This is a genomic window from Methanobrevibacter sp. (assembly GCF_017468685.1).
Classification (GTDB): Archaea; Methanobacteriota; Methanobacteria; order Methanobacteriales; family Methanobacteriaceae; genus Methanocatella.
In genome coordinates, this window is sequence record NZ_JAFUHT010000068.1 from 41,461 (window position 1) to 52,176 (window position 10,716).

Genomic DNA, 10,716 nt, shown 5'->3' on the forward strand with positions numbered 1-10,716 from the left:
ATACCAAAACTTGAGGTGAAAATATGATAGTTAATGTAAAAGCAACTAACAAAAATAGTGGAGAAGTGATTTCATACCAACTTGAAGGCGATTCCGATGCAGGGTTCACCTATGAAGGAATCCATATGCAGGAAGTAGCTGACAATAAAATAAGAGAAGTCAACAACAGTTTAATATTACATGGTTCTCCTTTATACACTATCAAGTCAGGTCAAAGCGAATCAATCGAAGCAATGACATTTGACATTGAAATTTCAGCAGAATAGATTTTTTAGCTATTTTTTAATTAAGAAAAAGAAATTATTTCATTTCTTTTTCAATATTTTATCACACCATATATTCAAAAAAAAAGATTACGAAGATGCAGGTAATATTTAGCTGTTCAATTTGATTTTATTTTTAACTGTTCCAGGAACATTATTGTCCCCAAGAGTTATTATTTCACCAGTTGGAAACTTAATCCTCAAAAACATTCATTTGAGTGTTAAAAGATCCAATAAACCTAAATTATCACAAATATGTTACCATGTCATTAATATCAATATTTCTGGAGTGCAATGGACTAGGCTTTGAGTTTTCTGCCGGATAGCCTATTGGAAGCAGTGCAACTGAAACCAGATTTTCCGGCAAGTCAAATATTTTATCCAGTTCACGTTTGTCATATCCTCTTACCCAAACGGAACCGATTCCCAAATCATATGCCTCAAGCATCATGTGGGCTGTTGCGATTGTTGCATCATCCGCTCCATAGTCATGTCCATCAGCCGCATTTCCTGAAACATTTTCATCATAGCAAATCATCAATACTATTGGAGCATTGAAGCAGTATGGTGTAAATGATCTGATTTTTTTAAGAGCATCATCGCTTTTGATTACAAAAATCCTTTGAGGTTGGGAATTGTTTGCTGTTGGAGAGACCTGAGCAGCCTTTAAAATCTTATCCAATTTCTCATCTTCAATTTCTTTATCTGAATATTTCCTGACGGAGTATCTCTCACATGCTAGTTCTAAAAAATTCTGCATAATTTTACCTCCTTAATTAAAATAATTTATCTTCAAGTAATTCTCCCCTATTGAGGGCTTTTGAAGTGGTGAATGCGTCATACATCCCATAAATCCATATTAAAAATGCCAATATTGCTCCAATAATTATTAAAGATAAAATCCAAGAAAGAATGTAAACTAAAATAAGAGTAATACATTTACGAGTTTGTTTATTATATAATTGACCCAATCCTGGGAAAATAAATGACAATACTAATGCTACAAATGGACTTTTATGAATTACTCCTGCACCGCAGTTTGCACATACTTTGGCCTGCGCATCCATTTTACTTCCACAATTAGCACATGTTTTAACATTCGGATTGATCTTGTATCCGCAAACAGTACAATAATCTTCATTTACTGTTTTTTGTCTGCAGTTCGGACAGATTTTTATGCCTGTAGGTTTTCCACAATCCGGACAGAACGCTTCATTATTTAACTCTGCACCACAATATTCACATATCATCACATTCTCATCTTTATTTTCACTGGAAAGTGAAGCACCACAGTTTCTACAGAATTTTGCAAAGAGCTCCTGTTTTTCTCCACATTCAGGACAGACTTTTACATCATTAGAGTTATTTTTTGTTTTATCTTCAAATTCATATTCCTCATTAGTTGGTATAAACTGATTTTTTTCAGTAGAAAGTAGAGCACCACAATTTTTACAGTACTTAAATGTTTCATCCTGTTCGGTTCCACAATCTGAACATATTTTATTTGCCAATTTTATCAAATCCTACTGATTAATTTTTAATAATAATTTTTTCTTTTGTGTTACTATTTATAGTCTTTACAATAGCTTCCATAGTTTAGAGAATGTCCTAAACTACAATAATATTCTGTATATCCCTCACTATCCATATCACCGACTACTGCTCCTCTACTATCAAAAAATTCTTCATGACAATATCTGCAACTATAACCACAAAATCCACCACCATATTGTCTTATATATTCTTCCTGCCTTTTTTTACATTCTTTACGTTCTTCTTCCCATTTTTTAAATTTTTCAGCTTGTCTTCTACGTCTCTCTTCCTCTTTTTTACGATCGATTTCACGTTGAATTGCATTAATTATACTTTTTTTAAGATTACTATTTTCTGCAAATTCCCATTTAAGTCTTTCACGATATTCAAATTGAGATTCACCCATAGCTGGAGCTAAAGAATCCAAATAATTTTCACTGAATTTGGAATTCCACTTTAATTCCACTATATCGAATACAGGTTTTTTATATTTTTTATTTTTAATCTGATTAACTCTTTCTTCAGCATATGGAAGAAAGGTTCCACATTTTTTGCACCTGTATTTACCTACATTCATTATGCTAAGACAATTTATACAATAATGTGGGGAGACAATTTTCCATCTTGCAAATATTTCACTTAAATGATCCCCCACTCTTGATTTATTTGATTGAAGTTGTTGCTCATCACTACCAATCTTACTAAAATCATCTGGGAAATTTATTCCTAATCTCTTTTTGTAACGTAAGTATAAAATAGTATCACGCATTTCCTGTGGAAATCTATCTTTAATAATCCTTGATTCTACTTTACCATAATTTATTTCACATACATCAGATGTCCAAAGTTTTTCCCCACAATCTGTGCAGAATCGGTTTGTATATGAATTTTTTGCATTGCATTTTGGACAGTCTATAATACGAAATTCACATCCACATTCACATGTTGCTTGGCCTTTCTTAACAGGTCTTCCACAGTTAAGACAATATGGCTCAGGATTATCAAGAATCAGTTCGATTTCCTCATCGTCAAGCAGTTTATGACCGCAGTAAATGCAGAACTTATGCACTTCATTCATTTTATGACAGGAAGGACATTTTATTTTATCGACTATTTTATCACCCAAGATAAGCTAAATTACTCTCCAATGCAGTTACTCATCCAAATAACACTTAACTTTAGAAATGTTACTATTTTATAACACACATTTTAAATATGTCATTTACACAATACAACTTATACGGTTAATTTTATCTTAAAAAACATTTAAAATTTTTGGACAGTGAAAAATCAACTTTGTTCTAAAAAAAAGAATATTCATTATTGAATACATAATATTTATTATTCAATAAATTAAATTATTTTCATAAAGGAGATTAAAATTTTGAAGATGATGCTAACTCCCAGATTCGGAGAAATCGACGGAAGAAATGATTCCTGATGACATCAGATTAAAGCTGGAAAAGCTTTATTTAAATGAAGAGAATATTGGAAAGAAATAATCGTTACTTGCGAACAAGAATGAAATCTTGAAAAAAGTTAATAACATATACTTACGATTTATAGTCTATAAAATGGTGATTTTAATGAAAGCTACGGAATTACTTGAAGAAATAAGAGAAAACCTAAAGGATTATCCAATCGAATATTTAAGAAACAAGGTAACAGATGACCGCTACAAAGATCCTATAACCAAAAGCCTTGCCAAATACAACTCTGAAGCATGGGATGAAATATTTGCCCTAAACATCACAGATGATTTTGAAATAAAAGAAGGAGTTGTTGAAAATCTTAAAAATGACATTAACTTTTACTTTGACACCTATGCAGGAGGAGATGAAGAGACAAGGGAATTTACAAAATACATTTCACTTTATCTGGCACTGATTGCAAAAAGACCACTGCATCCTGTTGGAGACAATCCGACAAAGGATCAAGTATTTATGCAAAATGGTGAATACAAGTGCAAAACAAGAATCATGAGCATTAAAGATGAAAATTCACTGTGCAGATATTGCATTTGCAAAAATGCAGGTTTTTCATTTGGATTTTAGGAGAATAAAAATGGCAGATGAGTATCTGGAAATGTATGATGAGCTTTCAAATCTTATAACAGATAACAATCCAATTACTGGCAATTGCGTTTTGGAAATCCTTAAAAAGTATTCATCAACCATATCCGTTTTTGACATGATGGAATTCACATCCCATGTAATGGAAGAAAACAAGTATGTTCAGGAAAGCTACAGAGAGGAAGGGCAAAAATCCTATATAGAATCATTCCTATTGCGCATCAAAGACATTATGAATGACAATAATGATTATGGGGAAAAAATCGACCAAGACCCCTTTGGTGATGCGGTTGAAACTTTAAAAAACCACTATCAAACCGGAATTCACAACAGCAAGCCAAAACCCCTATTGATTTTTGAGATTGCATCCATTTATTCCACATTCATTTTAAAAGAACCAATACATAAAGTGGGAACAGTATTTCCCGGATCTCTGAAAGTTGAAAAGGAAAATGATAAATTTCTATGCCCTGTAAAAGATGCTAATATCGACACTCCAAATGCTGTGTGCAACATCTGCCTTGCAGAACAGCTTGACTTCTGAATTAAAATATTCAGTTCCAATATCTGAAATTCAATATTAAAGGAGAATCACGTATGGACAATATGAAAATTATCAAAACACGAAAAAGCGTCAGAACATTCAACGGAGAAAAAATCACTCCCGAAGATAAGGAAAAACTTCTAAATTACACAAAAACAATTGAAAACCCATATAATATTCCAGTGGAGTTTATTCTATTGGACCGTGAAAAGGATAATCTCTCTTCACCGGTTATTGAAGGGGAAGACACATACATTGCCGCTAAAGTGCCACAGGTAAAGCATTGCGAAGAGGCCTACGGCTATTCATTTGAAAAATTAATATTGTATGCATGGAATCTTGGAATCGGAACAACATGGATTGGAGGAACACTGAACAGACCTCTTTTTGAAAAGGCGGCTGATACAAAGGATGATGAGTACATAATGATTGTAACACCAATCGGATATCCTTCAAAAACACAATCAGAAGTGGATGTGAAATTGCGTGAAAGCGTGGGCGGCGATGAAAGATTGCCGTCATCTAATTTATTTTTCGAAAATGATTTTAACACACCCTTAGACTCCATTGAGGATTGTCTTGATGCAGTTCGCTGGGCACCATCAGCAGCAAACAGACAGCCATGGAGGATAGTAAAAGAAAACAATAATTATCATTTCTATTTAGAGCATACTCCAGGTTATTCCTCAAGTATCGGTTGGGATGTTCAAAAGATTGATTTGGGAATTGCAATTTGCCATTTCATGTTTATTAAAGATGGAAAGTTTATCATTGATAAACCAGATATTAAAACTAACGAATTTACTGAATATATTGCAACAATATCATGTGGGAGTATTGATTAAAAATGAGTAAAAAAATAATTGCAGTCAATGCGGGACCTAGGAGAGGATGGAATACAGACACTTTAATTGATGAGGCCATTGAAGGTGCCAAGTCAGCCGGAGCGGAAGTTGAAAAATTCAACCTGTACAGATTGGAAAAATACACCGGTTGCATCTCATGTTTTGGATGCAAAAAAATCAAATATAAAGGACATTGCATACGCCGTGACGGCCTTACAGAAGTATTAGACGCCATACGTGAAGCAGACGGTTTAATAATCGGTTCACCAAATTACCTCGGCGATTTGACCGCTTCATTTAGAGCGCTTTTAGAAAGACTTGTCTTTCAGAATCTTACATATAATGCAGAAGTGCCGTGCTGCAACGAAAATCCGATTCCAACACTTCTTATCATGACAAGCAACGGCCCTGATGATTACTATACTGAACTGCTTGATAAATATAAAACCATATTCGAAATGTTTGTAGGGCCTGCCGAGTATTTCGTATCCGGTGAAACCCAGCAGATTAAAGATTACAGCAAAACAGATTGGGAATGGTATTTCAATGCCGAAGAAAGATATGAAAGGCATGAAAAAATATTTCCAAAAGAAAGAAAACAAGCTTTTGAGAAAGGAAAAGAATTAGTTTTATAAAAAAAGAAAGAATAAGTTAGGTAGTGTGACTACCTCTATTAAAATTTCTATTCTCCAGCAGGGCCGTTGATTAACAATTGGGTCAAGTAGTTTTCTTTTCCAATCATTTTGCATAAGTCTATTTGCTGTTCGCTCCAGTACATGTCTTCCTCTTCATCTTTGAGGTATACTTTCATTAAGTCATAGGTGGTTGCATCAAAGATTCCTGAATCCATCATTTCGTTTAAAAATGCAATTCCTTCAACGGATACCTGATAGTCTGCTTCGATGAATTCTATGATGTCTGTGTATACTGGTTTTGCTTCCTGTGCTTCTTGTTTGATTTCACCGCCAAGGTCAAGTATACGGTCCATGAACTGTTCTACAAAGTCCATTTCTTCTTGAGCATGTCCTGCGTATTTGTCGCCTAAAGCCTGAAATCCTAATCCTGCAAATATTTTAGATTGGATTCTGTGTCCGAATGAGTTTGCAGATAATCCTGTTACAATAGCTTGTAATGCTTCTATGGTTTTTTCTTTATCAGCCATTATTTCACCTTTTTTGTAAAAATATTTTTACTTAAGAGTCTTAAGTACAATTGTAATTTATATTATTCAGAAATATAAGTTTAACGGTATTCAGCTGCACGTTCACAATAATCATATAACATTTTTTTAAGCTTCTCTTTATCTTCAGATGAATAATTTTCAAAAAACTGGGCTTCAAAATCAGCAATAAGATCCAGCAATGAAATAAGAACATCTCCACCTTTATCTGTCAGACTGAGAATTTTTTTACCTCTGTTATCCTTTACAACTTCACGCTTGACATATCCATTTTTTTCAAGCCTTTTGATAATTTGGGTGACATTCGATTCAGAAACGTATAATAAATCCGCCAGCTCCTTTTGGGAAATATTCTCATTGTAGTAAATATTGGAAAGATAAGTAAAATCTCTTCGAGTGATGTCCTTAAAGTTTTCCTTTAAAAAATTGTCATGAATAACATTAATGTAATTAATAAAATAAAAAACGGAAGTGGAGTCCAGCATATCCTCATCAAAATTCAAATCAACCATTATAAACACCTATCATCAATATAATAAAATATTGTATTTCAATTAATATAAATACTGCATTTGAAATTTAAAAAATTAAATATAATAACAACCATTCAATACTCTTTTAGAAATTTTTTTACACATTCCGCCACTTCATGAGGCTTTTCGTTGAGTATTGCATGTATAGTATCCGGAAAATTATCTTCAAGTATAAAATCTGATTTGACATGTTCTTTGATGTAGATAATAGCATCCATTGAGTATAGGGCAAAATCGGGTTTAATATATAAGAAAGGCACTGTTATATTATCTATTGCAGGGCGCTGGTCTGATTTGAAAAGTGAAAACCACAGGCTTGCCATTGTAAATGCATCTGATCCTTTTCTATACATTTCAATCATTTCATTTTCGTTTGATACATCAGCCAGTGATGGATTCATCAGATTTTTTGTGATATGCCAGTTTGCATTACCCACATCATCAAATATTCTGTCAAAATCATCCATAAAGTCATCATCACTCCACAAGCCCTGTCCGATGCCACCTTTCCAGTCATTATTTCTCATATAAGGAGACATGTCTGAAACTATGATTCTTTTAAGTTTCCCACAACCGAACTGATTGACATGACTGTAAATTGAAGCTCCACCCATTGAATGGCCAAACAGATTAATATCTGTCAAATCCAGAAAATCGATTAGTTCATTTAAGTCCTGACCCAACGCTTTAACGTTCATGTGCATGGCTGACCTGTCCGAATATCCATGTCCTCTTTGGTCATAGCAAATGATTCGATAGTCATCTTCAAATTCCTTGATGATTCTTTTAAAGTTTAAATGAGAACCGTTCAAGCCATGAGAGAAAAGTATTGCTTCACCTTCACCATAATCTTTATAATAAATTTTTGTTCCATCACTTACTGTTAAATAAGACATTGCAATCCCACAATAGATTATTTGATTTTAAAAATATATATCCTATGCTAAAAATTATATTATTTTTTGTTAATGCCATTATTAATATGAAATACAATTCATTAAAATTGCAAATTTAAAATTTACTTTTAATTTAATTAACGTTAATGTTAATGATTATACATGAAATGCTCTGCACCATGTTATTGAAAACATATATAAAATTAAAATACCAACCGAAAAAATAAATCTTATAAAAAAAGCTAAAATTAAATAGTAATCGAATTTTAAAATTCAATATTAATAATTTCAATGCCTATAACATGTTTGCACATGCTTAGGTAGATAGACATTGATTTAAACCACTAATTTGTTAGAATTTAAGTAACCCAGAAAGGTGGATTTTAAACTCTATGATATAATTTGAAATAATAAATATATAAATTTTATTATTTTTAAGTTATAAATTGCAGAAAGTGTTCATTATAAATAAACAAACCCGAATATGACTTTTTAAGGTCATTGAAAAACAATCATTATAATATTTAATGATTTCTGCAATTTAAAGGTGAAATCCTTATGCCTCATTTTAGTCAATATACAACCCAAATGAGATAGAATGCAACACACCACGAAATGATTGTGTACATAATCACTCCAATCCAAAATTTCTTCTGGATACTCATAAGGATTCCTCCTATCAAATTAGTGGTTTTGCCAAAGGGAGCATTCATTAAAACATCAGTTTCAAATCCTACCAATGGCAATATTATCCTACCTAAAATAATACCACCCCCTATGGTCAAGAGTTTGATTACTTATAACATTAGATTTTATAGATTAAATAGTTTTTATTTACTCTATACTCAAGTAAAAATTGCATTTAGTAGGTAATTAAAATAATTAATACATTTTTCAAGAAAATATTCATTTTATTTTTAAAAAATTAAAATCTAAACCTATAACTAATTAATAAACAGAAAAAAACATGTATTAAAATCATATAAATAAAATCACCTATATTATTGAATTATTAATTACAATTGGAAAATGTGTATCTAATGATTATACTTTTGAAACTAAACTGGAAACATGGTTAGTATATGCTAACTGGCCACTATAAATAAAAACAAAAATAAAATTATAAAACAGGTGTTTTTACATGATTAATGAATTGGAAATATGTCCCATTGAAAATACTGTGAAGTTACTTAACCGCAAATGGACAATATTACTAATAAGGGACATGTTTTCGGGAAAAAAACATTTTTTAGAGTTTAAAGAAAATAAACCTGACCTATCCAATAATGTATTATCAGATACTCTAAAATCAATGGAAAAAAATAAGCTCGTTTTAAAGAAAGTTTCAAATAATTCCACCGAATACCATTTGACTGAAAGAGGCTTGAAATTAAACAAAGTCCTGTATGAACTGGCAGTCTTCGGATTGGATGAAATGGAATGTGGCGATGAGAGAGATTTGGAAATAATCAACATGTTTAAAGACTATTATGCAAATTTACTGAATTTGAGTGATTGAATGAAAGCAGCTATATTAAATAAATATGACAAAAACGGAACTGAAATAGAAATTAAGGACATTTCAATGCCTGAAATTGGTGAAAATGATGTTTTGGTTAAAATTGCCTATGCCGGAGTTAATCCTTTGGACAATATGATTGTTCGTGGAGAAGTGAAACTCATTACTCCATACAAGTTGCCTCTGGTAATGGGCAATGAATTTTCAGGCACTGTTGTAGACATCGGAAGCAATGTGTCCGACTTTAAAAAGGATGACTTGGTATATGCAAGAATGCCTCTTGAAAAAATCGGTACTTTTTGTGAATACATTTCAATCGATAAGGACGCACTGGCCCATGTTCCAGAATGTTTAGATTTAAAAAATGCAGCATGCATTCCATTAACAGCACTTACTGCAATGCAGGCATTTGAATTATTAGATGTCAAGTCCAAAGAATCAATATTTATTTCCGGAGGAACAGGCAGTTTGGGAGCTATGGCAATTCCAATAGCAAAAAGCTTTGGTCTTAAAGTAATAACCAGCGGAAGCAGCAGAAACAAGGATAGAGTTATCAGCCTAGGTGTCGATGAATTCTTTGACTATAAAACCCAGGATTATTCTGAAATTTTATCAGATGTTGATTACGTATTGGACACAATAGGTGAAAAGGAACTTGAAAAAGAATTTAAAATCTTAAAGCATAACGGTTCATTGGTTTCACTTAAAGGACTTCCAAATAAGGAATTTGCTGAAAGAATGGGTTTTTCATTTGTTAAAAAAACATTATTCGGAATTGCCGGAAAGAAATTCGACAGCATGGCAAGCAAAAAGAACCAGAACTATTACTTCCTGTTTGTTGAATCCAATGGAGCTCAACTGGAGAAGGTTTCAGAGATATTTGACCAGAACAACATTGAAGTATCAGTTGACGAGGTTTTTGAATTAGATGAGGTTAATGAAGCCCTTAAAAAAGTCGATAAAGGCGGCTCTAAAGGAAAAACCTTGATAAAAATTTAAAACATCAATGGAAACTTGCTTTAAAAAAGTAGTTGATGTGCATTCGGTTTTGAAAAAAACATTGATTTTAGATAATTCTAATGTTAATGAAAGACATGCCTCATTAAAATTAGAATTATGAATTTATTTTTAATTTAATTGAACTAACGTTAAGGATTATTGTTGAAAATAATTTTCATCATATTGTGTTGTTGGAAACATACCATATAAAAACTAAATATTCATATTTGATAAAAACAATTTTTAACAGATTATTTATGATTTTAACAATTTTAAGCAAGAGAGTCCATTTGGAGTCCATTTTTTGAAAAAATAACCAAAACCATCGAATA

13 protein-coding genes are annotated in these 10,716 nt (G+C 32.1%); 7 read left to right on the top strand and 6 right to left on the bottom strand.

The genetic code is table 11. The annotated features are described in order from the left end of the window. Window positions 1–23: 23 nt before the first annotated feature. Complete coding sequence (locus IJ258_RS08630; protein ID WP_292805842.1) at window positions 24–266, top strand: hypothetical protein; 243 nt, start codon at window positions 24–26, stop codon at window positions 264–266. 244 nt (window positions 267–510) lie between these two features. Here IJ258_RS08630 and IJ258_RS08635 read toward each other — a convergent pair whose 3' ends face one another. From IJ258_RS08635 to IJ258_RS08645, 3 genes are read right to left on the bottom strand one after another with little or no spacing between them, the layout of a single operon-like run. Beyond that, window positions 511–1,023, bottom strand: coding sequence for a nitroreductase family protein (locus IJ258_RS08635; protein ID WP_292805845.1), 513 nt, complete (start codon window positions 1,021–1,023; stop codon window positions 511–513). 16 nt (window positions 1,024–1,039) lie between these two features. Continuing rightward, complete coding sequence (locus IJ258_RS08640) at window positions 1,040–1,774, bottom strand: zinc-ribbon domain-containing protein (RefSeq protein ID WP_292805848.1); 735 nt, start codon at window positions 1,772–1,774, stop codon at window positions 1,040–1,042. Window positions 1,775–1,827: 53 nt separating this feature from the next. Further along, window positions 1,828–2,922: a hypothetical protein gene (locus IJ258_RS08645; protein WP_292805851.1), complete on the bottom strand. Its 1,095-nt coding sequence runs from the start codon at window positions 2,920–2,922 to the stop codon at window positions 1,828–1,830. A gap of 460 nt (window positions 2,923–3,382) precedes the next feature. On the opposite strand from IJ258_RS08645, the gene IJ258_RS08650 reads away from it, so the two are divergent. Genes IJ258_RS08650 through IJ258_RS08665 form a run of 4 tightly spaced genes read left to right on the top strand, consistent with a single transcriptional unit; the run spans window position 3,383 to window position 5,892 of the window. Next, complete coding sequence (locus tag IJ258_RS08650) at window positions 3,383–3,850, top strand: DUF2115 family protein (RefSeq protein WP_292805854.1); 468 nt, start codon at window positions 3,383–3,385, stop codon at window positions 3,848–3,850. 10 nt (window positions 3,851–3,860) lie between these two features. After that, window positions 3,861–4,412, top strand: coding sequence for a DUF2115 family protein (locus IJ258_RS08655; protein ID WP_292805857.1), 552 nt, complete (start codon window positions 3,861–3,863; stop codon window positions 4,410–4,412). A 53-nt stretch (window positions 4,413–4,465) separates the two neighbouring features. Next, the gene (locus tag IJ258_RS08660; protein WP_292805860.1) at window positions 4,466–5,257 is read left to right on the top strand and encodes a nitroreductase family protein; all 792 of its coding nucleotides are present in this window, start codon (window positions 4,466–4,468) and stop codon (window positions 5,255–5,257) included. A 2-nt stretch (window positions 5,258–5,259) separates the two neighbouring features. Next, the gene (locus IJ258_RS08665) at window positions 5,260–5,892 is read left to right on the top strand and encodes a flavodoxin family protein (protein WP_292805863.1); all 633 of its coding nucleotides are present in this window, start codon (window positions 5,260–5,262) and stop codon (window positions 5,890–5,892) included. Window positions 5,893–5,939: 47 nt separating this feature from the next. On the opposite strand, the gene IJ258_RS08670 is transcribed toward IJ258_RS08665, so the two are convergent. From IJ258_RS08670 to IJ258_RS08680, 3 genes are all read right to left on the bottom strand, one after another. Further along, on the bottom strand, window positions 5,940–6,419 hold the full coding sequence (locus IJ258_RS08670; protein WP_292805866.1) for a bacterioferritin: 480 nt from the start codon (window positions 6,417–6,419) through the stop codon (window positions 5,940–5,942). An 80-nt stretch (window positions 6,420–6,499) separates the two neighbouring features. Further along, the gene (locus tag IJ258_RS08675; protein ID WP_292805869.1) at window positions 6,500–6,949 is read right to left on the bottom strand and encodes a MarR family winged helix-turn-helix transcriptional regulator; all 450 of its coding nucleotides are present in this window, start codon (window positions 6,947–6,949) and stop codon (window positions 6,500–6,502) included. 95 nt (window positions 6,950–7,044) lie between these two features. After that, entirely contained in the window at window positions 7,045–7,866 is an 822-nt protein-coding gene (locus IJ258_RS08680; RefSeq protein WP_292805872.1) for an alpha/beta fold hydrolase, read from the bottom strand. 1,141 nt (window positions 7,867–9,007) lie between these two features. Between IJ258_RS08680 and IJ258_RS08685 the strand changes: the two genes are divergently transcribed. Then, window positions 9,008–9,385: a helix-turn-helix domain-containing protein gene (locus IJ258_RS08685; RefSeq protein WP_292805875.1), complete on the top strand. Its 378-nt coding sequence runs from the start codon at window positions 9,008–9,010 to the stop codon at window positions 9,383–9,385. Beyond that, window positions 9,386–10,384 (top strand): NADP-dependent oxidoreductase, encoded by a 999-nt coding sequence (locus IJ258_RS08690; protein WP_292805878.1) that lies wholly within the window; start codon window positions 9,386–9,388, stop codon window positions 10,382–10,384. It begins immediately after the preceding gene. Window positions 10,385–10,716: the final 332 nt, after the last annotated feature.

What these genes read in the sequence shown, in the direction of transcription:
- IJ258_RS08630 (WP_292805842.1), top strand. Translation starts at nt 24, where the DNA reads ATGATAGTTAATGTAAAAGCAACTAACAAAAATAGTGGAGAAGTGATT.
- IJ258_RS08635 (WP_292805845.1), bottom strand. Translation starts at nt 1,023, where the DNA reads ATGCAGAATTTTTTAGAACTAGCATGTGAGAGATACTCCGTCAGGAAA.
- IJ258_RS08650 (WP_292805854.1), top strand. Translation starts at nt 3,383, where the DNA reads ATGAAAGCTACGGAATTACTTGAAGAAATAAGAGAAAACCTAAAGGAT.
- IJ258_RS08655 (WP_292805857.1), top strand. Translation starts at nt 3,861, where the DNA reads ATGGCAGATGAGTATCTGGAAATGTATGATGAGCTTTCAAATCTTATA.
- IJ258_RS08660 (WP_292805860.1), top strand. Translation starts at nt 4,466, where the DNA reads ATGGACAATATGAAAATTATCAAAACACGAAAAAGCGTCAGAACATTC.
- IJ258_RS08665 (WP_292805863.1), top strand. Translation starts at nt 5,260, where the DNA reads ATGAGTAAAAAAATAATTGCAGTCAATGCGGGACCTAGGAGAGGATGG.
- IJ258_RS08670 (WP_292805866.1), bottom strand. Translation starts at nt 6,419, where the DNA reads ATGGCTGATAAAGAAAAAACCATAGAAGCATTACAAGCTATTGTAACA.
- IJ258_RS08675 (WP_292805869.1), bottom strand. Translation starts at nt 6,949, where the DNA reads ATGGTTGATTTGAATTTTGATGAGGATATGCTGGACTCCACTTCCGTT.
- IJ258_RS08680 (WP_292805872.1), bottom strand. Translation starts at nt 7,866, where the DNA reads ATGTCTTATTTAACAGTAAGTGATGGAACAAAAATTTATTATAAAGAT.
- IJ258_RS08685 (WP_292805875.1), top strand. Translation starts at nt 9,008, where the DNA reads ATGATTAATGAATTGGAAATATGTCCCATTGAAAATACTGTGAAGTTA.
- IJ258_RS08690 (WP_292805878.1), top strand. Translation starts at nt 9,386, where the DNA reads ATGAAAGCAGCTATATTAAATAAATATGACAAAAACGGAACTGAAATA.